The following is a 22815-nucleotide window of genomic DNA, read 5'->3' as shown; positions in this document are numbered from 1 at the left end:
TTGTTACCTTGCTACAGCAACTGTCGGATCCATTTATCCAGTTGATTGATACGTTCTTTTATCTCTAATTCATTATGATTTTTTATGTCATCTTCTAAATATTCGCAGTTCTCTCTGAGATATTCTAAATCTAACATAGCAAAAACCCCTTTCAGACGATGAGCTGTCTGAGCTAGAGAATGAAAGTCTTTATTAGTTGCTTCTAAGTGTAGTTTTTCAACATCAATGGGAACAGTATTGATAAATAGTTCCTTATAATCACTATCATTCAACTTCTTCCTATAATTATTAAGAATTACTTCGTGATGATCAAGGTTATTATTCTCATTGCGAATACTCGTTTGAGTTGTTTCAAGAGAAAGTTGTTCATTTTCTTCAATCAAATAAGTAATAGCCTCAATTAATGGATCACCGAAGTTATAGTTACACTTTATTAAATTTCTTGCTATTTTTTCAAATCCGGTAATAGAGCTAACTAATAATACTGTTGCTGATTCAGGATTATTATCCGGAGTGTCTCTAAGTATGATATCGTATTCTGAGTAAAGATTCTCTTTATTTTTATCAAAGTATGTAGCGCCATATTTATCAAGCTGTTGGCAGATTATTTTTTCTATTTCAGGGTTTTTTATGGCGAGTTTTGCAGTTATACCCTCTAATAATATGTCAAAAGAGCGCTCTTCTGTATCTATATGCTGGTATGGAAGTACGATACGGAAATGAGAGCCAATACTTTCTTGGCTTGTAATGGTCAAAGTGCCTTGTATTTTGTTACACAACAAATGACATAAATAAAAAATAATACCCGAGTTGGAATAATATTTATCACCCATAGCTTGACCTAAAAATGGATATTTAATATTAGCCAGATCTTGCGCTGTTAACCCACTGCCACTATCAATAATATCAATTACTATTTCTTCTTTATCATTATTTTTTTCTAAATTTAGATTGACGGTTATTTTTCCATAATTAGTCGTACTAATGGCATAATTAATCAATGATAAAATAATCTTACTTAATGCTGGGCCATCATTAAATAAAAGTAAACTAGGTTTAATATTATTATGGAAATAAAGTGTTAATCCCTTTCTTATCATAAATGGTGATGCGGTTATTAGAATAGATTCAACTAGCGTTGAAAGTTCAAATTCATCTTGATGTATTTTCCATTCTTGATTTTCTAACTTATTAATTAGCGTAATGTTTTCTATCCACTCAGAAATATAATTCGTTTTTTCTAATAGCAGACTCAGTAATTGTTGGTGAGTATCGTTAGGAAGTAGATCTTTAAATTGATATACCATCTCATTAATATCTTTAATTGGTCGTATGAGTTCTAACGACATATTGGATAAGATCTTGCGGCGTGCAATCGTATTTTTTTCATATTCTTGTTGTGCTAGCTGCAATTTCTTATTGATTAATGCTTCGTTGTCTTTATTCAGAAAAATGAATAGAGCAGTATTATCGATATTGCTGTTGCTACTCGTGCGGATCTCATAAATTTCGTTATCAATGGCCGTTTGGATTAAACCATTATGTTCAATCGCCATCTGGCGGATCTTAGATAAATCGATATGAGGTAATAGTTTCTCTGCGTGGCTATTACTAATAATTTTGTGGTTTGATGAAAAATTATACACCAATAGACCAATAGGAAGATTAGAAATGATATCGTTAGTCATCTCTTCTTTGATGCGAAGATTACGCGTCATCGAAATATAAGGGAATACATATTTATTACGAATATAGATATGGCCAAACACTGAAATCGAGATAAAAATGAGTAGGCTGATAAGTAACCAGATATTTTTATACACAATCTCATTGAAAATCGATTTTAGTGGATACTCATAAGATAAAGAGTAGGGTATTCCTGCAATGGGCTGTGAGAAGATGAGTGAAGTCCCATCCGTTGATACCTCAATATTGTTTTTATCATAAACACTCTGCTGTCCTGTGGGTAATAATCTTAAATATTGAGGTGATAGCTCAGCAGGTAGAAAATTATTTATGGGTAAATCAAAGGCAATAACACTGGTCAGTTGCCCTGGCACATTAAACATGGTGCGGTAGGTATAGTAATAAATATTTTCTGTCGGCATTTTCCTAATGGGAGAAAGGCTCTCTTTTTCATCTAATGCCGTTGATTGCATTAATAGCTCAGAACGTTTGTTTTCAGCCGTTAGTGTTAAATAGCTTTCTTTATAGCGCAATTCTGGTTTTAGTATTGAGTGGGTAGTAATAAGGATAAGATCATTGCCTTTACCATTAAGATAATAGAGAGAGCTATAGTTATTACGTACCCCCCAAATAATTTCTAACGCGTTTGCAAAATAACCGGCTAACTGAAAGGTTTGTTCATTCGATTTACCAAAAACAATTGCGTCAACGGTCTGATCGCGTCCTTCAAGCCAATAAACATCAGAGCGTAGTTTGACCGGATTGATTTTTAAAGGCAGAAAGAGGGTTGGATCATTAATTTTGTTTGATAACTGGAATAGTTGGTTAGCGTGATAGCGGTAATCTTCAACTTGAGATGCAAACTTATTAGTCGTGTTGTTAATGGCATTTTTTTTACTTTCTAGCCAAGTATCAAAATAGCTATAAGCATATAGAAAAAGGGATATGGCCATAAACAGAAGAAACAGAGCATATAAGCGAGTTAATGTATTTGGCTTTAATTGGGTCAGTGTACGCATTCAGTTTGCGAGCCTTTAAGAAATTAAGTCAATAAAAAAGAAAAAATTGGCTAAACAACCATCAGTATTAAGTCATTATATTAACAGGTTATTACTTTAAAAGGGATATTCGGGTGAAGTTTGAGCAAATAAACAAAAAAAGTCATTTTTTTTACGCTGAATGCTAGACAGCAAGCTCAGAGATAGGCATAATTTCGCGCTATGGAAGGATGGCCGAGTGGCTGAAGGCAGCGGTCTTGAAAACCGCCGATGGGAAACCATCCTAGAGTTCGAATCTCTATCCTTCCGCCAGAATTCGCCGGCTTAGCTCAGTTGGTAGAGCAACTGACTTGTAATCAGTAGGTCACCAGTTCGACTCCGGTAGCCGGCACCATATAAGAGCCCGTTATCTCGTAAGAGATAGCGGGTTTTTTCTTACCTTTTTCTCGCCTTTATTCATCGCTTTTATCTGTAAAGCACCATCATCACAAAGCAAAAACTCACAAAATTTAACCACTAAATTAATAAGTTATCGTTTTTTAGGCAAAATTCGACTGAAGTTTAAGCAAACAAACAAAAAAAACATTTTTTTTATCATCAGGACTAGACAGCAAGCTCAGAGATAGGCATAATTGCGCGCCATGGAAGGATGGCCGAGTGGCTGAAGGCAGCGGTCTTGAAAACCGCCGATGGGAAACCATCCTAGAGTTCGAATCTCTATCCTTCCGCCAGAATTCGCCGGCTTAGCTCAGTTGGTAGAGCAACTGACTTGTAATCAGTAGGTCACCAGTTCGACTCCGGTAGCCGGCACCATATAAGAACCCGTTATCTCGTAAGAGGTAACGGGTTTTTTCTTGTATTCACTTGTTGGGATAATGATGATCTTAGGATAATTTTTCTTGATTGACTTATAGATAAAACTGCTATACAACTAAATAAGTTAATAAGGAAAGATTGTGAATACAAGACCTCGCTCATTAAGATCAATTCAAAATTGGTGGCGCTTTATTTAAGCGGCACCTAGTCCTATTTATCTTTTATTTATATAAATAACACTATTGCCGCCAGAGCGCGGTGATGTTGTTTATGGCATTTCTCTGGCGGTATTTATCCCAACTAAGGAAATGCAATGAACAAACACCTCACTGAAAATAAATCGATAGTTTTAACAGGGGATCGGATCACTGGACCTTTACATCTTGGTCATTATATTGGTTCTCTTCAGCAACGTGTCGAATTTCAGAATAAAGCGACACAATATATCTTAATGGCTGATATGCAAGGGTTAACCGATAATGGCTCAACACCTGAAAAGGTCAGTAAATTTCTTTTTGATGTGGTGGCTGATTATTTAGCTGTTGGTATTGATCCGAAACTTTCCACATTATGCTTACAATCCGCACTACCGGCTTTATCAGAACTGACTATGCTGTATTTAAATATTGTCACAGTATCTCGCTTAGAGCGTAATCCAACAGTAAAACATGAGATTTTGCAAAAAAATCTTTCTCGTTCATTGCCGGCGGGATTTTTAACCTATCCTGTCAGTCAAGCGGCGGATATTACTGCATTTAGTGCAGATATTGTGCCCGCAGGAGAAGATCAATTGCCTATGATTGAGCAAACCAATGAAATCGTCACCAAAATAAATAGCTTAATAGGACAACCAGTATTGACAAGCTGTAAGGTCGTGGTAGGGCAAGTCGGTCGTTTACCTGGTACAGATGGTAGTGGGAAAATGTCTAAATCCTTAGGTAATACGATTAATTTATCATCCACAGCCGATGAAATTAAAAAAGCGGTTTATTCGATGTATACCGATCCGCAACATATTGATGTTGCATCACCAGGTCATATTGAAGGTAATGTGGTGTTCACCTATTTAGATGCTTTTTGCCAAGACAAAGCCATGGTGACAGCAATGAAGGCTCATTACCAAAGAGGAGGACTTGGTGATATGAAATGCAAAGCTATGCTTAATGATATCTTACAAGAGCTTCTGCAACCGATACGTGAAAAAAGAGCGCAACTTATTAATGATAAAGCTTATTTATTACAAGTGATCAAAGAAGGGAGCGATAAAGCGAAAGAAGTGACTCAACAAAAGCTTGATGAAGTAAAACGTGGTCTAGGATTATTGATCTTGTGAGCTATTGTATTTAAAAAAGCTAACATTAGGCTTAACGGTGAATGGCAGTAAGCCTAGTGTTAGCACTATTCACTTTTTCATTCACTTTTCCTAAAGCGATCACCAGCCCATCACCGACCAATTAAAAACACGCCCTAAGATTTTTACTTCTTCTAAGGTTGATTCTTCATCAGGATAATCAATCGTATTATAGCTACGAATAATGATTTTATTATTGGGTAAGCGGTGCAAGATTTTAACTCTTAACAAGTCACCTTGCTGAATAGCGTAAATACCACCATCAATAATCTTAGTATGCCCTGTACTGATGGTTACAATAGAGCTGTCAGGAATAACCGGTGACATACTGTCGCCATGCACTTTAAAAGCAACAGCATCACTTGGCTGTACACCATATTGATTAAATGTAGAACGAGAGAATCTCAATAATTCCACCTTTTGATTATCAGTGGTACAACTGCCAAAACCTGCGGCCAATTCAATTGTTGAATAAAATGGGATCTCCACTTCATCTCGCTCTATAGGAGTACTATTATCCCAATCATTAACAGGCATTATTTCATTAACTGAAATGCCATCATTTTTCTTGGCGCCTCTACCATATTCTAACCATTCAGCTCGAACATCTAGCCACTGACTTAAGGCTAAAATATTTGTTGAGTCAGGAACGGATTCACCATTTAACCATTTCCAGACAGCAGGCGCACTGACTTTTATTCCTTGTTTAGCCAATGCCTCTGTAATTCTTTTACCTAACCCTCTACCCGCAATCCCGGAGTCTAAGCAGGCTTCTTGTAGTCTTTTTGTGAATGCTAACTTATAGTCATTTTTAACCACTAGTTAATTTCCTTTTCTATCTTGACGTGACTTTAGTTACATACTAGCATTAACTAACAGTTAATAAAAGTATGTTAAACATATTTTGTTAACTAAATTAACCATGACGGATAGGTTGAGTATAAAATAGCATTGAGTGCATCAATACGCTAATGGTGATTTAAGCAGGCATGTAAGTGCCCCTAACTTGTTGTGGGATATGGATAAGCAAATAAGTCGTGACAGTAAATCAAAGGGAATATTGTATGAGATTAGCTGACTTACCTAAGTATTTTTCTCCAAAAAGTGTTGTATTAAGTGATGTTAGAACGCCTAAAGCTGTTGATTCATTATCCATTACTGATGTAATGGCTTCAATAAGCTTAGCGACACGTAAAGGGCGAATGGGAATAGAGCTATTTTTAGCGAAACACCACATTAACCGTCCCGAAGAAGCGATAGAAAGCCTGTATCAATGTGCATTAACTCAAGTTAACCAATATAAGATGATTGATAAGTTAGCTGAACATGATAAAGCTAAAGTTTTACATATTATCGCTGAATATGCTTTTCAGGATTATGCCAGAAGTGCAGCCAGCAAGAGAGCATGTCCTGATTGTGATGATGGCTTTATCGAAGTTGAAGTTTTTACCGCCAAATGCCATGGTCGAAAAACAACCCTGCAGGTTACTCAAAATGCCAAACCTCATCTAAAAACAACCTCATCAAATAAAGCTTCTTTTCGAGAGGTAAGGGAAGTAACACGCGTTATTTGCCCTACATGCAAAGGTAAAGCGGAAATTCGTTTAGCATGCCGTTGCCATGGACGAGGAAAAATTATTGATAAAAAACAGACTGAATTACAAGGAGTTGCCGTATTTAAACCTTGTCGCCAATGTGCTGGACGCGGTTATCCTCGCCTTAAGTTCAGCGAAGTCTTACAACAATTGCAACATGTGGTGAGTATTTCAAAAACGGCTGCTTATAGTCATTATAAACCGCTATTCGATTTTTTAGTGGCGGAATGCTTTAAAGAAGAGTCTTTATCAGATAAATTTCTACAAGAAGTTACTGTAAAATAATAATTTTCTATTTTTATTTATTTTCATGAAAAAATATTGTTGACTTAAAGGAAAAATAAGCATACTATAACTCCATAGTGAGAGATTTGTATCTAACAAGCTCTCAGCAAAATCTAAGAAGCCTCACTTTTGAAGTGGGGCTTTTTTGTTTTCAATATTTATCACTATCACACTGACCACTATATAAGCTTGGCGAGTTAATCGATCTCACTGCCAATAGGTTTATGTTATGGCATTTTTTATACTACGCTTTTATCTACATTTATTAGATAAATAAAACCGTCAATATATTCATATTAGCCTTGTGCTTAAAATTAGATATGAAGAATGAATATATTATTAATGACATTTCCTCTGATTGGAGGTAAGCCATAAGAAATAATGAAAGAAAATCCAGATCTATGGGAACAAATATGCATTGTTCTTTATTCAATGAAAGAGCAAGGTATATCAGCCTTACTCGCTGGGGGAATGGCTATTCTTCGAAGTTTATATAACGCAGGAGGATGGAAAAAAACTTTTTTAGATGGACTGATGTGTGCAATGTTTGCTTGGTTTATCAAAGATATTCTCCTTTTATTTAGTATTAATCATCAATTTGCTTACTTAGCCAGTGTCTTTATTGGTTATGTAGGCATTGAACCTGTAAGCAAACTTCTTATAAGGAAAAATAGGAGTTAAAAATGGCTAAAATAGCGCGGGGTGAACGTAATAATAACCCAGGTAATATACGCCATGGTGCAAAATGGCAAGGATTAGCAAGCACGCAAACAGATAAAGATTTTTGTCAATTTATTTCACCAGAATATGGCATCAGAGCGATTTATAAATTAATTCAAACCTATCAAAAAAAATATGGTTTAAATACAATTGAAACTATTATTTATCGCTATGCACCACCTAATGAGAATAATACATTAGGTTATATTGAGCGCGTATCAAAAGAAATAGGGGTTGAAAATAATAAACCTATTGATACCCAAATAAAAAATGTTTGTATATCTTTATCTATAGCCATTATTAATATTGAACTGGGTTATCAACCCTATGCAAAAAAAGTATTTGAAGATGCTTGGTTGTTATTATGAACCATCTTACAAAAATCATAATAATCATTATGTTATGTTTAATTGCTGGACTTTTTTGGGTTATTGATAGAAATAAAATATTAAAACAAAAATATGTGAAAATTAATGAAACACTGACGCAACAGATTGTAGAAAACAAAAACTATCAATTAAGAATAAAGCAATTATATCAAATGGATACTCAACGTTTACAGGAGTTAGCCAATGCTAAGAGCGAAATTAACCGGTTGCGTAGTTATGCTGAGCGTGATCCTGAGCGGGTGTACATCAGAGCCAGTTGTGCAAAAAACGACGCCAATTCCACCCCCCGCGTGGATGATGCAATCCGCGCCAGACCTACTGACGCCGCTATCCGAAATTATTGGATACTCAGAGAAAGAATTGCTCAGTCAGAGTCCATCATCTTAGGTCTACAAGATTATATTCGCCAAGAGTGTATTAATTAAAGTGATTAAAAAGGAGTGTAAAATAAAGGAGATGAAATGAATGATAATGATATTAATAAAGCTATTCGAGAGCAATTAACAAAACAATTAATAAAAACAGATATCAATGCTGACGTTATTACAGGATATCAACCGGAAGAAATCACTGATAATAATATTATTATGTTTTTTCCTATTAAGGAGGTGAGCCAAGGTTGGCAGAAAAGAAGTTATGATGTTCAAGGTAATAATGCCAATCACACTGAACAACAACTTGTTGAGTTAACTTATCAAGTTCAGAGCTTTACTAACAAACAATCTGATTTTACTGCAGGTGATTTAATTAGAACAACGCGAATGATCATCCATTCGCTGCCTTTTATTGAATCAATGAGAAAAAAAGGAATAGGAATACAACGTGCGACAGAAATTAGGCGTGCGCCAATAATTAATGAAGGAAATAGCTATGAACATAATCCTTCATTTGATTTTAATGTCACTTTTCCCAGCTCGTTATCTCTAAACACTGCAGCTACACATTTACTTATATCTAATCTATCTCGTATTTAAGGATAAATATGTCTATTAAACAAACACGCTATGTTGATATTGCGAGTGCGGTGATTGGTGCCTCTACTGCACCAATGCGTAAACTGACCGCACGTATTTTTTCAACAAACCCTAAAATTCCAGCAGGGAAAGTACTCGAATTTACTTCTGGTCAAGTTGATGCGTTTCTGGGAGCTGATTCTCCAGAAGCGCAATTTGCCCGCCAATATTTTAGTTATGTGAGTCCGGCTCCCGTCAGCAAGCCTAAAGAGCTACAAATTGCCTCTTATGAGCCAATGGGACGAGCGCCAACACTCTTTGGTGGGCCGGTTGCCACACTGGATAAATTAAAGCTGATTGAAGAGGGTGAGTTAACGCTGGTGATTGGCGATGTGACCAAAAAAATCAGTAAGCTCTCTCTTCAAGACGTGACGTCCTATAGTGATATTGCCTCTTTAATTCAAGCAAAACTCAATGCTGAAAGTGAGCCACAATTTGTCAGTTGTTATGTGACTTTTAATGCTATGGATAGTGCTTTCTTAATCAGTGGCGGTGTGCAAGAAAAAGCGCAGATTAGCGTCAACAACTCACCTCTTGCTGGTGCCTTAGGGTTAAGTCAGGGACAAACTTCTGAGGGTAATGCATCACAGACTGCCCTTGAAGCCTTTATGGCTGCAGAAGCTATTTCTGACTCATTTGGTAGTGCAACATTTTTAACCGAACTATCTATTGAGCAAAGTGTGGAACTGGCTGAATACGTAGCAGGTGAAAATGTCAAATACCAACTTTATTTATCGGTGCCAGATCAACAAGCTGAAATGTACAGCAAGGCATTAATGAATACAGCATCGACAGGGTTGAATTTAAAAACCGAGGAAAACTTTTTTGTGCAAGCGTTGCCTATGGCGATTATGGCAGCAACAGATTTTGAGCGTACTAATGCCACCACAAATTACATGTATCGACAATTTGGTATTACATTCCCATCGCAAGTTACCACAGATATGGTGGCCGATCGCTTAGATAAATTGCGCGTGAACTATTATGGTGAAACGGCGGTATCTGGCTCTGAGATCAGCTTCTATCAACGTGGCTTTTTATGTGGTAATGGTGCTAATCCAGTAGATATGAGCGTACATGCCAATGAGCAATGGCTAAAAGCGTATATTGCACAGCAGTGGCTTAGTTTACTACTGTCAACGCGCGGTATTCCTGCGAATAAAGATGGTGAAGCAAGAGCGATGATGATCATTGCTGGGGCAGTAACAAAGGCATTAAATAACGGCACTATTCAAACGGGTAAAGCATTAACAGAAGTACAAAAAATCGCAATTACAGATGCGGCAGGTGATGATTTAGCGTGGCACGATGTACAAAACAAAGGTTATTGGTACAACGCTGAAATCGTTGAACAAACAGGGCCAGGGAATTTACCGGAATACACCATGAAATATGTATTGATTTACGGTAAAGGCGATTGGGTTCGTAAAGTTGAAGGCTCACATAATTTAGTTTAAGGAACAAACAATGAACGATATTTCAGCAACAGGCTTAAGCCTTATTATTCAAGCAAGTAAAACATTTCCAGCGGGTATCCCGATCACCACCTTTTCTGATGAAGGTGATCCTTTAGATTTACCGACAGTTAATATTACACAAACAGCGGTAGATATTAATGGTAATTTGGTCAGTTGGTCTTCACCAACACCTCAAACGGTCACCATTAATGTGTTAGCGGGAAGTGAAGAAGACGAAAATCTAGCTATTTTGTTTGATGCTAATACTGCAAGACGGGGACGACGTCCTGCCAGTGATGTGATTACTTTAGTCGCTTCTTATGGCGATGGCTCTATTACCACGGCACGTAATGGACGTATTACTGACGGTTGCCGAGGTAATTCAGTCGCAGGGGCAGGACGCCTTAAATCTAAGCAGTACACTTTTATTTTCCAAGATTTTGACCGTGTTAGAGCGCGTTAATTATTAATCTTACTTTTTATCATGGCGACTTCGGTCGCCTTTTTTTATGGAGTTTTTATATGTTGATTAAGCCAAAAGAGATCACGGTGATTGATAGTGATCGTCAACAGCATACCTTTATTATTAGCCGGTTACCCGCCACAATTGGACGAGAGATCTTGGCTAAATACCCATTATCAAATGCCCCTAAAATCGGTGATTATGAAGTCAGTAAAGAGGCCATGTTAAAGATGATGGCGTATGTTGCTGTAGAAAAAGAAGGCCAAGAAATTTATTTAAAAACCAGTACATTAATTGATAATCACGTCCCTGATGGGGAAGCGTTAATTCGTCTTGAATTAGAAATGTTAAAGTACAACACCAGTTTTTTCGGCAACGGCGGGAGCCAAAATTTCCTTCAATACCTATTAGGCAAGCTCAGCGGTTCTCTCCCGTCGATTATAAAAACGCTGATGGCTTCTTTGCCGTCATCATCTCAGCCGGCTTCGCCTCTTTCACAGAACTCAAAACAACCATAGATTTAGAGGAAGCTTTTGATCTGTGGGAAATTGCGATTACCAATCGTTATAACGAGGCGCTAGCGGCGTCCAAGGAGAGATAATGTCGCTATTACCCGTATTTAGTCAGGTACTGACGTTAGACGCGGAGGTATCTGATAACGCATTAAATAATATCAGGAAATCGACCAACGAAATTCTTGAGGAAATGAAGAAAATAGAGCAGGGCGCATCAGCAGGTATTAATCGCTTTTTTGCCTTTGTTCAAGAAATAACCACCAGTTTTAACGAATTATCACTGGAGCCTGAAATAAACCTTTCGGTGGACAACCAAGAAATTATTCAAGCCTCTGAAACTGTTGAAAATTCGATACAAAAAATCGTTAAAACGGCACTTAGTAGTACTCAAGAATTTGATACTTTTTTACAAAATATCTTAACGGGGCTGACGAGTTTATCGCTTGATGAGCCCATAAATATTGAAATAAATAGTGGTGAAACACAAGAGAAGATCCATTCAATTACGTCAAGCATTGACGCTCTAAAAGATGCGATGTCAGTATTAAATTACACGAGAAATTTGCTTAGCAATGATGTGGATAGTGATGCAAATCATCTTGCGAATTTAAATGCTGAATATCAGGCAATGGAAGATCAGCTTGCTTCATTAAATAATGAATTAACTTTATTAACTGAGGCAGAAAAGAAAAATAAAGAAAATAAATTAGTTATTGATGAGGTGATTAAAAATCTAGGTGCCGATTACGATCAATTTATCAGCACCATGCAAACCCAAGGTATTAAAGCGGCAATAGAAGAAGCTCAAGCTCAACGTCGATTAAGCAGTAGTGTTGATGAAACCGGGAAAAGTTATCAGCAAACCGTCGATAAAATGAAAGATTTTATCCTAAACGCCATAGGTGCAACGGATATTATGGGGACGTTACAAAAGGTATTTTCTGCGTCACTTGAACGTTCTCAAGAAATCGAATCATTAGATAAACTCAGTAAAAAAATGGGTGTTGCGGCGATTGATATTGACGCTTTTTCAGGTGCGATGGCTGCAATTGGTGGCACGAAAGAAGCTGCTCAAGCGGATTTAGCCGCTATGGCAACTGCGTTTGATGATACGCAAGATCCCATAGAGCAGCTTTTACAGGTCGCTGATAACGTTAAAAATATGAGTTTTGATGATGCCCAAAAAGAGCTGGAAAAATTAGGTGTTGTTGATGATAAAACCATCGAATTAATGATGAAAGGTCGTCAAGAGCTAGAGCGTACGATGGGGGTACAAAAACAATTCTCAGGTATTAACGACGACAGTATTGAAAGTGCGATCCAACTCAATGCTACAATACATAAATTTAGTCAATTAGCGGCACAATTCAAAAATAACTTTTTAGATATGATTATTCCTACGCTGGCAAAAGGCATGGAATGGTTTGATAAATTAGTCGATTTTTGTGTGAAAAATAAAGATATTGTGATTAGCTTTTTCTCCGCCATCGGCGCCGCTGTTGCTATTTATTATTTACCCGTCATGATCTCTGCTGCCGCATCGACACTTGCCATGGCATTACCTATTATTGCTATTGCAACGGTGATTGGTTTATTAGGTGTCGCCTTTAAACTCGTCTATGACGATATTATGAATTTTATTAACGGTAACGATTCCATGATCGGCCGTATATTAGAAAAATACCCAGTATTAAAAAGTGTGATCATGACGATATGGCAGGCATGGCAATCATTCTTTGAATATTTAAAAGAGGCTGTCACTGTTGTTGCTGATTTTGTTATTGCTGCATGGGATTTAATATCTAACTCATTTAACCAATTTATACAGACTCTAGAAATAGGGATTAATAATCTTATTGCTTGGGGGCAATCCATTATTGATATCTTTATTTTTGTTTCTGATTCAGTGGTGAGCCTATTTGAATGGATGTGGGGCTGTGTTGAAAAGATATTGGATTTTGTCGATGAAAAAATCAACCTAATACAAGATATATGGCAATCAGCCAAAAGCTTTTTCGGTATGGACGACGAAGAAAAAGAAATTCGTGTGGTACAAAAGGTAGAGCGGCGATTAACAAATGAGGGTGAGCTTGACTATATCTTGCCACAATCTCAAACAGCGACACGATATTATAGTCCTATGCAGGAGGTTAAATCGTTAAATAACGGATTAGCAATATCGTCAAATAACAGTTTAAACCCGATGACCAGTCAAATGATCAGTAATCAATCAAGTATTAAAAATGAAAGTAATGTGCAAATTGGTGAGATCAAAATTGAAACTCAAGCCACAAATGGTGCGGAGGTGGTTAAAGAAATCAAGAAATCTTATACAGAGCAAGAGGCTAAAAATATATCGCAGAATCACTCTAGTGGCTGGAGGGTGTAATTATGATAACGGAAGTTAGAATTTTTGATTTAGCCTCTTTTACCACATTGTTTGATAGTGTTAACCCAACTCAAGTCACCATAGACGATAGCCACCAAGCGATTACATTTACGGTAGAAAATGGGGAAAGCCGCAGTGACCATGTGGTGATCAACCCTATCAGTATCAGTATCAGCTTATTGTTAACGGGCGATATTGCCAATGCTTATGCCACTATAAAACAGCTATATGACGAAAATACGTTAGTGGGTATTCAAACACGTGTTAGTACCTATCAACCAATGCTATTAGAAAGTCTTAGCCATGATGAAGATCCGTCAAAAGTAGACGCTATTGAGTTAAAACTGAAGTTTATTGAATGGAAAAGCATTGAGCCTGAATACAATAAAAAATCAGCTAAATCGACTAAAAAACCTAAGCAATCCTCAACGATTAATCGAGGAAATGTGAAAAGTAAAAAATCCATGCTAATAGAAAAAAAACAGGGCTAGGAGGTAGAAAAAATGCAAGAAATACCATTACAAGCCATTCCTAATCAACGATTTTCTGTAGCAATAGCCGGTGTGAATTGGCAATTAACGCTTAAAGTGGCTAATCAAACCATGTTTTGTGATATCGAGCGAGAAGGCGAAATACTTATTACAGGAATGCGCCTTGTTGCTAATACACCGATAATTCCTTATCGCTATTTAAATCAGGGAATTAATTTAATGTTTTTAACAGAGCATGATGCATTACCTTGGTATGAGGAATTTACCAAGACGCAATCATTAGTGTATTGGAGTGAGGAAGATGGATCTTCGACGAATAAGGCTCGGAATTGAAGTCGGAGAACGGCTTCAATGGTATGAAGGATTACGTATTTCAGCCAGTGGAACAAAGTATGCCAATCCATTACAAAATGAATGTAATGTCACTATCTCAGGGCTAAATGCACAAACAAGAGATTATCTGCTCACAGAAACCAGTCCCTATAATAACAATAAGCAAACGCGACGACTCTATTTGGAGGTCGGCCGAGTTAATACCGGATTACTCTCTTTATTTATTGGCGATATTGTCAGTGCTGAAATAGATTCACCTCCTGATGTGACGTTAACTTTATCGGCAAAAACCAGCCATCAAAGCGCGGGAAAAATTATTTCTTCCAGTGGCGGCACAATGCGCAGGCTGAGTGAAATAGCCTTGGCTATTGCTGATGATTGTGGGGTGAAACTAGATTTTCAAGCTACCGATAAGAATATTGCTAATTGGTATTATTGTGGCTCAGCATTGCATCAAATAGAACGTTTACAGGAAGCTGGGGACGTTAAAGCCTTTATTGATGATGATACGTTATTTGTAAAAGATGACGACAAAGCACTAAAAAGCCGTTTACGTATTTTAAATATGAATTCAGGCATGATTGGCATTCCCAAAGCGACAGAAAGTGGGTTAACCGTAAGTTACTTGATTGATAGCACCTCTGAGCTTGGTGGAATGCTTCGTCTTGAGAGTAAATTAAACCCTTCATTAAATGGTGATTATATCATTGAGCAATTGGCGTTTAGTGTTGCCTCACATGAGGCTGATTTCAACTATACCGCAATTTGTAAACGAGCTTAATTATGAGTAAACCCAATAACGATATTGCGAGTGTTGGTTCACTGGCAGGGGCTTTCTCGTCCGCATTTCGCCATTTGATGATGAATACGGATGATATGTTGCCCGCAACAGTCATTGATTATGATGAAAAAAGCAATCGAGCCGTGATCAAACCACTGGTGATGATGTTAACCACGGATAATCAAACTATTTCACGAGCACCCGTTGCAAATATTCCCGTATTTCGCTTTGGTGGCGGAGGTTTTTTTATTAGAGCACCGATTAAAGCGGGAGATTTTGGTTGGTTAAAAGCTAATGATCGTGATATTAGCCTTATTTTTCAACGCGGTGGTCTAGAGGATAGACCTAATACCACCCGATTACATACCTTTAGTGATGCGATGTTTTTTCCTGACACCTTAAAAGGTTGGGTGATCGACGGAAAAAATATTGATGCTTTGGTTATTCAGTCAATGGATGGTTCTGTCTGCTTTTCTCTTCATAACGATAAAGTTGTACTAGAAACCCCCAAGTATGAAATCAATGCCCCAGAAACGATATTTACCGGCAATGCCACAGTAAATGGTAATTATGCGGTAAATGGAAATAGTGATTCTCAAGGGGGCGTGATGCGTCACAACGGGAAAGATATCGGTTCAACCCATCGCCATAGTGGCATACAAGCAGGCAAAGATAACACAGGGAGTCCAATATGAGGACATTTGCTATAAACCAGCATAATGATCTGGTGATTGATGCTAAAGGTGATCTGCAAATTTGTGATAACGATGAAGCAGTAAAAAACCTTTGTCAGCATTTTATTAAAGCGGTTCGTGGTGAGATGTTGCATAAAAAAGATAAAGGTATTCCTTATTGGTCAGCAACATTTAGCCGTCAAGTTGATATTCCTTTATTTGAAATGGCTTTTCGACAACGTCTGGCTGAAATCGAGGAAGTTGTGGCTATCAGCCATTTTAATGCCTTTTTAGATAATGGCGTACTGAAATATCAGGCGGATATACGCACGATATATGGAGGATTTACATTACATGGCTGATTATCGATATATTAATAATAAAGGCGTTATTGTTCCTGATACGGCAGCGCTACGAAAGGAGGTAGAAGACGAATTTCGCACTGTCTTTGGGCAATCAATCAATTTATCGCCAGAAACGCCCCAAGGGGTTTTGGCAACAATGGAAATTGAAAATCGCGATGCCATTGTGCGTAATAATGCCGAACTTGCTAATCAAATTAATCCCGATATTGCTGGGGGGATTTTTCTTGATGCAATATGGGCGTTAATGGGAGGAGAGCGTATTAATGCCACACACTCCTATTTAAGTGATGTGGAATTTATGGGGGTGCCCGGCACCATTATCCCTAAAGGTTCACAAGCCCTAACGATAAATGGCGCAGTATTTGAAACATTAACCTCTCTTATTATCGCAGACACTGGAAAAATAACTGGGGATATGCGCGCTAAAGAGTACGGGCCTATCACTTGTGGTATTGGGCAATTAAATAAAGTGGCAAGTTCGGTATTAGGCTGGGAAAAAGTCAATAATACCACGCACGCTATTATTGGCCGTTATGCAGAATCTGATATTAAAGCCAGGCGTCGGCGTAAACAGACTCTCGCTAAAAATACCATCAGTGTTGCCCAAGCTATTACATCGTCCCTCTATGAATTAGCCGGGGTTAACTCTCTCTCTTTTCGAGAAAATTTCACTGATAAAACATTAACTATCGATGGTATTTCCTTATTGCCACATAGCATTTATGTCTGTGTTGAAGGGGGAGACAGCCATGAAATTGCCAATGTTTTATTAAGAACGAAAACAATAGGTGCGGCGTTTAATGGTGATATTGAAATAAATCTCTTAGAGCCAGCAAGTGGTCAAGCATATCCGATTAAATTTTCACGACCAAAAGAAGTGACGATTTTTTGCAAAGTTACCGTTAAAAAATCCTCTTTTGATGCACAAACCATTATTCCTGATGCACTAGAAAAATGGAGTCATGGAGAGATAGAGGGGGATAATGGGCTGGTGGTAGGGCGAGATGTCTCTCCTTTTGAGATTTCCGCTGCCGTCAATGCTGTGGAGCCACATTTATTTGTCACAAAAGTGGAGTTATCAACAGATGGAAAAAATTGGCATGTAGCATTAATTCCCATTGCCATTAATCAAATTGCCCGCTTACCTAAAGGGGCGATACAAGTGGTGATGGTATGAATATTCAACAGTTTGATTATCATTCCGATCTTTTACAAGCGATACTTTGGCAATATGAAAATGCCGATAAATTAAAATCACTGGCTCATTTTAAGGCAGACTATTTTCACCAATCCACCGTGTTATTTTGGCAAAATTGGTATCGCGATATATTTAATATTGATACCGCCAACGACTTTGGGTTAGCAGTCTGGGCGCGTATTTTAGATGTGCCTTTAGGCATTGATATTTCCCCAAGTGAGAAAACAAAAATAGGTTTTGGCTTTGGTAAAAAGAAAGCTAATTTTAACGCAAATTTTCGACGCAATACCGATTACACCTTATCACTGACGTTAGATCAAAAAAGAATGTTGATAAGAATGCGTTATTTTAATCTCACCCAAAGTCCGACGGTCACCAATATTAATCAATTTTTAAAACGTTTTTTCTGGCGAGGTGAAAGTAAAGTATTTGTACTTGATCCCTTTGATATGACGTATATGTATTACGTTTTTAATTTTAATCCCGATGAACGCTTACGTTTATTATTAGAAAACTTCGATTTAATGCCACGTCCTTCTGGCGTAGGCGTCAAATATCGCATCATAACTAAAAAAGCATTTGGTTATGGTTCATATCGTAAAAATTTCTTAAAGAGTAATTTCGGAGAATAAATCCTATGACTAAAATATTTAAAATCCCCTTTGCCACGCAAGGGGATAAAACAGTTGTGCCTGTTGAGATCCAAACAGATGGCTCAGTATCTTATACTCAAGGTTACGGTTATGATTATGAGCGTGACCAAGTCACTGATCCGGCTGCAAAAGATATTGAACGTGAAAAAATGAACAGCCTATTTCACGATATCACCGAGTCTATTGGTGAAATGCAATTACAAGGTTTTGCTAAATGGTCAGAAGCGGGCAAGCCCTATGCTATTCGTAGTGTGGTTTATCATAACAATAAGGTATGGCAGTCTAAAATTGAGAATAATAATGTTGAGCCTATTGCCGGTAATGCATGGGCTGAGTTAAAAGCTGATATCACCGCGAATGAAGTGGGTGCTTATAACAAAGCCGAGGCTGATAAGCGTTTTCAGCCGGTGGGTAAATATCAAGCGGAAGGTTATAGCTATGCAAAAGCGGAATCTGATACTAAATATCAACCCAAAGGCAATTATGCTCCTGCGGGAAATTATGCGAATAAAGGTGATAGCTATACCAAAGCGGAGTCTGATGGGAAATATCAACCTAAAGGCAATTATCAAGCTTCAGGAGATTATGCCACTAATACCAATTTAAAAAATGAGCTTAATAAAAAATTTGATAAGGGTAATATTTCTCAAGCGACCGGAACCTCAACGGCTCATGTTATTAGCCAAAAAGCCGCTACTGATGCTTTTCAGCCAAAAGGGAATTATCAACCCAAAGGGAATTATGCATTAGTGGGTGCATCCTATACTAAAACGGAATTTGATAATAAATATCAACCTAAAGGCAATTATTTGGCGACAGGTTATAGTTATTCTAAATCAGAGTCAGATGGTAAATATCAGCCTAAGGGGAATTATGCAATAGTTGATGCATCCTATACTAAAACTGAATCTGATAATAAATATCAATTTAAAGGAAATTATGTACCTACAAGTCGAAAAATTAATGGAAAGCAACTAAATACAGATATTAAATTAACAGCAGAAGATATAGGAGCTTTAACTCAAGCTCAAGCTGATGCTAGATATTTAATAGCAAGTAGTAATGATGTATTAGGTATAGGTAAATATGTTTTTGCTAAGTGTCATAATAGACGTAACGATTTTAAAGATAATTATTCGGGTTCTGAGTTAGAGTTGGCTACGCTTTATGTTGACACTGATAGTCACAGAGTGTCAACCAGTGAGTTAGGAATAAAAAATAGAATTGGCGTTGGAACTTGGAAATTATTAGGACCTTCGTATGATAGATTATTTTGCTCATTATTTATTAGAGTAGCTTAAGGGGGAATAATATGTTGTTTATAGAGAATATTAAAAATATAACAGAAATATATAATATAGATAAGAAAAAATCAGTTGATTGCGAGGTGAAATTTCAATGTTTTGATGAGTATTTACCCTACACAGCATCAATTAATGATAGTGAAGAGTTGGGGCGAAATATTTATAGACTCTGCCTATCAGGCAAATATGGAAAAATATATCCTCCAAAATTACCAACTAGAGATGATGAAGTAGTTAATTTAAGAGAGAAAAGAAAAATATTATTATTAGAATCAAATGAAATAATAGAACCTTTAAAAGATGCAAAGGAAGGTGGATATATAAATAAAGAAGATATTGATAAACTAGAAAGATGGAAAAAGTATCGTTATCAACTAACTAAAGTCAATGTTGAAGATGAAAATTTAGAATGGCCATCAAAGCCTGAGTAATAATTGTCATATAGATAGAAAGCCACCTATTACCTCTCTGGTGGCTTTAATTATTCAATTTAATACTATTTTATTGTAGTTTATATTGTTATTGCTAATAATTGTATTATTATATTTTATCTAAAATTACTCTAATAAAATATACTATGAAAATTACCCTCGCTAGCAACCGACATTTATCCATACTTGTTAAGCTTGATACCTATGCTCAACAAAATCCTTCTCGTATTGATGAGATCGACGTATGGTTAACTAATCAGGCCGTTTATCTGCTAGAGGTGAAAAGTGAAATTATTGGTTATGGTGTTGTCCATCGCCATTTTTTTGGTCAGCAATTTATTGAATTAGTGATGATAGCTAAAGAGCATAGGGGAAAAGGTTATGGCAAAAAACTAATTACTTATTTTCAGCAAAAAATAGCGACAGAAAAATTGTTTACTTCAGCCAATCAATCTAATTTACCCATGCAAAATTTACTTATTCAATTAGGCTTTGTTGAAAGTGGCTATATTGAAAACCTTGATGAAGGTGATGCTGAGCTTATTTTTTGTTTTATAAAAAATCATTGATAGCTTAGGCTAGAAACGCGCTAATAGATTAGTGAAAGACTAATATATTGAGTGAAATACATTTCAGTTTTTAGAATAGTTCTTAATTTTTAAGAGCCTCTCAATAAAGTGATTAAATAAAAATATTCTATATCAACCATCTTATTTTAATTTAATCAACCAAAAATAGAAAATATAATGGCCATTGGGAAACTCAATGGCCATGTTATTGCGATAAGAAAAGCACTCAGCAGGCGCATAGCTAAGCAGGGATCTTTAGTTAAAAAGAAGGTGATAATAAAAGAGAGTACAGCCCCAATTAGGTAGCCTATTCCAATAGTTGCAATAACAGACATAGTCGATCTTCAGTAAAAAAATTGCAGTAATTGTACGCTAATTTTGTTAAAGAAACAGACTAAGAAGAAAAAATTTTCAACAAATGTCATTAGCAATTGGTGTTTTTTTAGCATTTATTTCATTATTGATCGCATATTTTACTTAAGTAACATCCAACAAGCTTATAACAACTTTTCTTGTTTTGCCGCAGTCTTTGCTACTGTAAGTCTTTTTAATACCCTAACACTATTTTTTAAGCTTTATCCCTTTTAGGCTTTTATCTATTCTATTAACGATCCCAAAGGGGGTTATAGTAACAACATCCTTATTATATTGATTACTAAGTTACATATATCATTAACAACATTGTTTAGAGTATAACTTGCTCATGGATGGGTAACACTTAAAGGAGCTAAGTGTTAACTAGGACGTGATTAAAATCCTCTTGTTGCCTTTAAAGAGGATTTATTTTTTTGTTTTTTTAAAGAAGCTCGATCCCTGTAACCTTTTTCATACTATTCATAGGTTAAAAATCAGTATACTTTAGAGATAATATTTCTTATCAATTTATATAAGGTGGTTATCGCTATGGTTCCTTACCAACCCGTATTAACCTTTTGGTTTGAAGAATGTACCCCAAAACAGTGGTTTCAAAAGGATAGCGCTTTTGATAAAGAAATTAAGGATAGATTTGGTGAGCTATGTATTAGCGCAAGTCGTGCAGAGCTTGCCTCTTGGCGCGAGAGCATTGAAGGGCGGTTAGGGGAAATTATTATTCTAGACCAATTTTCACGTAATATTTGGCGTGATACACCAAAGGCTTTCGCCCAAGATAATATGGCGTTAATTCTTGCTCAAGAAGCCATTCGGTTACCCGAATATCTCACCCTAACACCAGTAAAACGCAAATTTCTGATCATGCCATTTATGCATTCAGAATCACAAAAAATCCATCAAGATGCTATTGCGCTGTTTTCACAATTAAATGATGACGACACTTATCAATATGAATTACGCCATAAAGAGATTATCGATAAATATGGTCGTTATCCTCATCGTAATGAAATTTTAGGCCGTACTTCCACACCAGAAGAGTTAGCGTTTTTACAACAACCCGGCTCCTCATTCTAAAAAGAAAAAATGCATATCTAAAAAGATATGCATTTTGTTTTTCGTTTCTTACCGATGACTATGCTTATGATGATAAATCAATAATGATAAAGCGTCATCGCACAGAAAACCCATATTACATGGTTATATGCCATAAGTTATAAAAGGCAATGCGACCAGATAATTCAGCAATTACGACCGCTGCGGCACAAGTTGCTAAGGTCACTTTTGAGGTTTGCGCTTTTAATGCACTAAACCCGACAACCACAATACCTAATGCTAATACTGCTAATTGGAAACCCCAAAACAGTGATTGCTCAGCACTTAATTCTGGGCCATTAAAGCTTAGGAAACTGACATAACCGGAGCGTGCGGCAAAGGTAATTATGGCACCGATAATAAAGGACAATGCCCCTAAACGTCTTGCACCACTGACCATTGCAAGTACTCCACCGCCAATTAATAGCGTCATCCAAAACTGTAACGTGGTGTAATCTGTATTCCAGTTAGCAATTGTTGGAATATGGTAAACTTGCGGAATTGACCAAACAAAAGCTAAACCAAAAATAACGGTAAATAGATTACAAATTTCACGTAATCCCCGCCATTTTTTCATAATAGTGAGTGCCACTGTTGCAAAAGCAAAACCAGTAAATACACCACTTAGAAAAGCTTCGTTACTCATTGGAGAACGGCCTACGCCTAATAACATATTGAAAAAGCGTAGTGGCTGACCTACGTGTAATCCACCAATACCTAAGCCCACAAGCATTAATATCAGAGCAAGAATATTGGCATTACGCAGTTGTTGTTCATCAATTTGACCTAACTTTTTACTGATATAAGCGATCAGAAACAGACCTGCTGCGCTAGAGCCTAAAACAGTAAAAAAGACAAGAGGAAGTTCATGCATG

25 protein-coding genes and 4 tRNA genes are annotated in these 22815 nt (G+C 36.8%); 25 read left to right on the top strand and 4 right to left on the bottom strand.

Annotation, left to right across the window (positions count from 1 at the left end; genetic code table 11):
* Positions 1–11: 11 nt before the first annotated feature.
* The gene (rcsD, locus tag GWI58_RS17005; RefSeq protein WP_004243645.1) at positions 12–2705 is read right to left on the bottom strand and encodes a phosphotransferase RcsD; all 2694 of its coding nucleotides are present in this window, start codon (positions 2703–2705) and stop codon (positions 12–14) included.
* Positions 2706–2908: 203 nt separating this feature from the next.
* Between rcsD and GWI58_RS17000 the strand changes: the two genes are divergently transcribed.
* The 5 genes from GWI58_RS17000 (at position 2909) to trpS (ending at position 4833) form a co-directional block, all read left to right on the top strand.
* Positions 2909–2996: transfer RNA gene (locus GWI58_RS17000), tRNA-Ser, on the top strand.
* Between the two features lie 6 nt (positions 2997–3002).
* Positions 3003–3078, top strand: a tRNA-Thr gene (locus GWI58_RS16995).
* Between the two features lie 249 nt (positions 3079–3327).
* Positions 3328–3415, top strand: a tRNA-Ser gene (locus tag GWI58_RS16990).
* A 6-nt stretch (positions 3416–3421) separates the two neighbouring features.
* A tRNA-Thr gene (locus tag GWI58_RS16985) sits at positions 3422–3497 on the top strand.
* Between the two features lie 316 nt (positions 3498–3813).
* A complete protein-coding gene (trpS, locus tag GWI58_RS16980) occupies positions 3814–4833 on the top strand; it encodes a tryptophan--tRNA ligase (protein WP_110229091.1) in 1020 nt (339 codons plus the stop codon).
* 99 nt (positions 4834–4932) lie between these two features.
* Here the strand turns inward: trpS and GWI58_RS17985 are convergent, their stop codons facing one another.
* A complete protein-coding gene (locus tag GWI58_RS17985; protein ID WP_004248370.1) occupies positions 4933–5670 on the bottom strand; it encodes a LexA family transcriptional regulator in 738 nt (245 codons plus the stop codon).
* A gap of 245 nt (positions 5671–5915) precedes the next feature.
* Between GWI58_RS17985 and GWI58_RS16970 the strand changes: the two genes are divergently transcribed.
* The 19 genes from GWI58_RS16970 (at position 5916) to GWI58_RS16880 (ending at position 20476) form a co-directional block, all read left to right on the top strand.
* Positions 5916–6731, top strand: a complete 816-nt coding sequence (locus GWI58_RS16970; RefSeq protein WP_161769413.1) for an antitermination protein Q — start codon at positions 5916–5918, stop codon at positions 6729–6731.
* A gap of 381 nt (positions 6732–7112) precedes the next feature.
* A complete protein-coding gene (locus GWI58_RS16965) occupies positions 7113–7412 on the top strand; it encodes a phage holin, lambda family (protein WP_004248367.1) in 300 nt (99 codons plus the stop codon).
* A 2-nt stretch (positions 7413–7414) separates the two neighbouring features.
* Positions 7415–7819, top strand: coding sequence for a structural protein (locus GWI58_RS16960; protein WP_112843322.1), 405 nt, complete (start codon positions 7415–7417; stop codon positions 7817–7819).
* The gene (locus GWI58_RS16955; RefSeq protein WP_161769412.1) at positions 7816–8265 is read left to right on the top strand and encodes a lysis system i-spanin subunit Rz; all 450 of its coding nucleotides are present in this window, start codon (positions 7816–7818) and stop codon (positions 8263–8265) included. Before GWI58_RS16960 ends, GWI58_RS16955 begins: the two co-directional genes overlap by 4 nt.
* A gap of 36 nt (positions 8266–8301) precedes the next feature.
* A complete protein-coding gene (locus GWI58_RS16950) occupies positions 8302–8814 on the top strand; it encodes a phage gateway protein (RefSeq protein ID WP_161769411.1) in 513 nt (170 codons plus the stop codon).
* Between the two features lie 8 nt (positions 8815–8822).
* Positions 8823–10310 (top strand): DUF3383 domain-containing protein, encoded by a 1488-nt coding sequence (locus GWI58_RS16945; RefSeq protein WP_161769410.1) that lies wholly within the window; start codon positions 8823–8825, stop codon positions 10308–10310.
* 10 nt (positions 10311–10320) lie between these two features.
* Complete coding sequence (locus GWI58_RS16940; protein ID WP_012368088.1) at positions 10321–10773, top strand: phage tail fiber protein; 453 nt, start codon at positions 10321–10323, stop codon at positions 10771–10773.
* A 59-nt stretch (positions 10774–10832) separates the two neighbouring features.
* Positions 10833–11291 (top strand): hypothetical protein, encoded by a 459-nt coding sequence (locus GWI58_RS16935; protein WP_004243627.1) that lies wholly within the window; start codon positions 10833–10835, stop codon positions 11289–11291.
* Between the two features lie 82 nt (positions 11292–11373).
* Positions 11374–13677: a hypothetical protein gene (locus GWI58_RS16930; protein ID WP_161769409.1), complete on the top strand. Its 2304-nt coding sequence runs from the start codon at positions 11374–11376 to the stop codon at positions 13675–13677.
* Positions 13678–13679: 2 nt separating this feature from the next.
* A complete protein-coding gene (locus GWI58_RS16925) occupies positions 13680–14168 on the top strand; it encodes a phage baseplate protein (protein ID WP_110229096.1) in 489 nt (162 codons plus the stop codon).
* A gap of 12 nt (positions 14169–14180) precedes the next feature.
* Positions 14181–14501, top strand: a complete 321-nt coding sequence (locus GWI58_RS16920) for a phage baseplate plug family protein (protein ID WP_004243623.1) — start codon at positions 14181–14183, stop codon at positions 14499–14501.
* The gene (locus GWI58_RS16915; protein WP_004243622.1) at positions 14470–15282 is read left to right on the top strand and encodes a baseplate hub protein; all 813 of its coding nucleotides are present in this window, start codon (positions 14470–14472) and stop codon (positions 15280–15282) included. The genes GWI58_RS16920 and GWI58_RS16915 overlap by 32 nt, the downstream gene beginning before the upstream one ends.
* Positions 15283–15284: 2 nt before the next feature.
* On the top strand, positions 15285–15977 hold the full coding sequence (locus tag GWI58_RS16910) for a Gp138 family membrane-puncturing spike protein (protein ID WP_161769408.1): 693 nt from the start codon (positions 15285–15287) through the stop codon (positions 15975–15977).
* Positions 15974–16318, top strand: coding sequence for a hypothetical protein (locus tag GWI58_RS16905; protein WP_004243617.1), 345 nt, complete (start codon positions 15974–15976; stop codon positions 16316–16318). Before GWI58_RS16910 ends, GWI58_RS16905 begins: the two co-directional genes overlap by 4 nt.
* On the top strand, positions 16311–17498 hold the full coding sequence (locus GWI58_RS16900; RefSeq protein ID WP_004243616.1) for a baseplate J/gp47 family protein: 1188 nt from the start codon (positions 16311–16313) through the stop codon (positions 17496–17498). Before GWI58_RS16905 ends, GWI58_RS16900 begins: the two co-directional genes overlap by 8 nt.
* Complete coding sequence (locus tag GWI58_RS16895; RefSeq protein WP_004243615.1) at positions 17495–18151, top strand: DUF2612 domain-containing protein; 657 nt, start codon at positions 17495–17497, stop codon at positions 18149–18151. The genes GWI58_RS16900 and GWI58_RS16895 overlap by 4 nt, the downstream gene beginning before the upstream one ends.
* Positions 18152–18156: 5 nt before the next feature.
* Positions 18157–19473 (top strand): hypothetical protein, encoded by a 1317-nt coding sequence (locus tag GWI58_RS16890; protein WP_237611721.1) that lies wholly within the window; start codon positions 18157–18159, stop codon positions 19471–19473.
* A gap of 11 nt (positions 19474–19484) precedes the next feature.
* A complete protein-coding gene (locus GWI58_RS16885) occupies positions 19485–19907 on the top strand; it encodes a tail fiber assembly protein (protein WP_161769407.1) in 423 nt (140 codons plus the stop codon).
* 146 nt (positions 19908–20053) lie between these two features.
* Complete coding sequence (locus GWI58_RS16880) at positions 20054–20476, top strand: GNAT family N-acetyltransferase (RefSeq protein ID WP_237611720.1); 423 nt, start codon at positions 20054–20056, stop codon at positions 20474–20476.
* Between the two features lie 155 nt (positions 20477–20631).
* On the opposite strand, the gene GWI58_RS16875 is transcribed toward GWI58_RS16880, so the two are convergent.
* Positions 20632–20811: a GhoT/OrtT family toxin gene (locus GWI58_RS16875; RefSeq protein WP_161769406.1), complete on the bottom strand. Its 180-nt coding sequence runs from the start codon at positions 20809–20811 to the stop codon at positions 20632–20634.
* A 568-nt stretch (positions 20812–21379) separates the two neighbouring features.
* Between GWI58_RS16875 and GWI58_RS16870 the strand changes: the two genes are divergently transcribed.
* Positions 21380–21922: a DUF924 family protein gene (locus tag GWI58_RS16870; RefSeq protein ID WP_004243612.1), complete on the top strand. Its 543-nt coding sequence runs from the start codon at positions 21380–21382 to the stop codon at positions 21920–21922.
* Positions 21923–22037: 115 nt separating this feature from the next.
* Here GWI58_RS16870 and GWI58_RS16865 read toward each other — a convergent pair whose 3' ends face one another.
* Positions 22038–22814, bottom strand: coding sequence for a dimethyl sulfoxide reductase anchor subunit family protein (locus GWI58_RS16865; protein ID WP_004243611.1), 777 nt, complete (start codon positions 22812–22814; stop codon positions 22038–22040).
* Between the last annotated feature and the right edge of the window lies 1 nt (position 22815).

Source organism: Proteus sp. G2674, from assembly GCF_009915195.1.
Classification (GTDB): Bacteria; Pseudomonadota; Gammaproteobacteria; order Enterobacterales; family Enterobacteriaceae; genus Proteus; species Proteus mirabilis.
Note: the sequence above shows the minus strand (reverse complement) of the source record. Positions and strands in the feature narration are given on the sequence as shown.

Excerpts from the sequence above, each read along its gene's own strand:
- rcsD (WP_004243645.1), bottom strand. The coding sequence starts at position 2,705 with ATGCGTACACTGACCCAATTAAAGCCAAATACATTAACTCGCTTATAT.
- trpS (WP_110229091.1), top strand. The coding sequence starts at position 3,814 with ATGAACAAACACCTCACTGAAAATAAATCGATAGTTTTAACAGGGGAT.
- GWI58_RS16970 (WP_161769413.1), top strand. The coding sequence starts at position 5,916 with ATGAGATTAGCTGACTTACCTAAGTATTTTTCTCCAAAAAGTGTTGTA.
- GWI58_RS16965 (WP_004248367.1), top strand. The coding sequence starts at position 7,113 with ATGAAAGAAAATCCAGATCTATGGGAACAAATATGCATTGTTCTTTAT.
- GWI58_RS16960 (WP_112843322.1), top strand. The coding sequence starts at position 7,415 with ATGGCTAAAATAGCGCGGGGTGAACGTAATAATAACCCAGGTAATATA.
- GWI58_RS16955 (WP_161769412.1), top strand. The coding sequence starts at position 7,816 with ATGAACCATCTTACAAAAATCATAATAATCATTATGTTATGTTTAATT.
- GWI58_RS16950 (WP_161769411.1), top strand. The coding sequence starts at position 8,302 with ATGAATGATAATGATATTAATAAAGCTATTCGAGAGCAATTAACAAAA.
- GWI58_RS16945 (WP_161769410.1), top strand. The coding sequence starts at position 8,823 with ATGTCTATTAAACAAACACGCTATGTTGATATTGCGAGTGCGGTGATT.
- GWI58_RS16940 (WP_012368088.1), top strand. The coding sequence starts at position 10,321 with ATGAACGATATTTCAGCAACAGGCTTAAGCCTTATTATTCAAGCAAGT.
- GWI58_RS16935 (WP_004243627.1), top strand. The coding sequence starts at position 10,833 with ATGTTGATTAAGCCAAAAGAGATCACGGTGATTGATAGTGATCGTCAA.
- GWI58_RS16930 (WP_161769409.1), top strand. The coding sequence starts at position 11,374 with ATGTCGCTATTACCCGTATTTAGTCAGGTACTGACGTTAGACGCGGAG.
- GWI58_RS16925 (WP_110229096.1), top strand. The coding sequence starts at position 13,680 with ATGATAACGGAAGTTAGAATTTTTGATTTAGCCTCTTTTACCACATTG.
- GWI58_RS16920 (WP_004243623.1), top strand. The coding sequence starts at position 14,181 with ATGCAAGAAATACCATTACAAGCCATTCCTAATCAACGATTTTCTGTA.
- GWI58_RS16915 (WP_004243622.1), top strand. The coding sequence starts at position 14,470 with ATGGATCTTCGACGAATAAGGCTCGGAATTGAAGTCGGAGAACGGCTT.
- GWI58_RS16910 (WP_161769408.1), top strand. The coding sequence starts at position 15,285 with ATGAGTAAACCCAATAACGATATTGCGAGTGTTGGTTCACTGGCAGGG.
- GWI58_RS16905 (WP_004243617.1), top strand. The coding sequence starts at position 15,974 with ATGAGGACATTTGCTATAAACCAGCATAATGATCTGGTGATTGATGCT.
- GWI58_RS16900 (WP_004243616.1), top strand. The coding sequence starts at position 16,311 with ATGGCTGATTATCGATATATTAATAATAAAGGCGTTATTGTTCCTGAT.
- GWI58_RS16895 (WP_004243615.1), top strand. The coding sequence starts at position 17,495 with ATGAATATTCAACAGTTTGATTATCATTCCGATCTTTTACAAGCGATA.
- GWI58_RS16890 (WP_237611721.1), top strand. The coding sequence starts at position 18,157 with ATGACTAAAATATTTAAAATCCCCTTTGCCACGCAAGGGGATAAAACA.
- GWI58_RS16885 (WP_161769407.1), top strand. The coding sequence starts at position 19,485 with ATGTTGTTTATAGAGAATATTAAAAATATAACAGAAATATATAATATA.
- GWI58_RS16880 (WP_237611720.1), top strand. The coding sequence starts at position 20,054 with ATGAAAATTACCCTCGCTAGCAACCGACATTTATCCATACTTGTTAAG.
- GWI58_RS16875 (WP_161769406.1), bottom strand. The coding sequence starts at position 20,811 with ATGTCTGTTATTGCAACTATTGGAATAGGCTACCTAATTGGGGCTGTA.
- GWI58_RS16870 (WP_004243612.1), top strand. The coding sequence starts at position 21,380 with ATGGTTCCTTACCAACCCGTATTAACCTTTTGGTTTGAAGAATGTACC.
- GWI58_RS16865 (WP_004243611.1), bottom strand. The coding sequence starts at position 22,814 with ATGCATGAACTTCCTCTTGTCTTTTTTACTGTTTTAGGCTCTAGCGCA.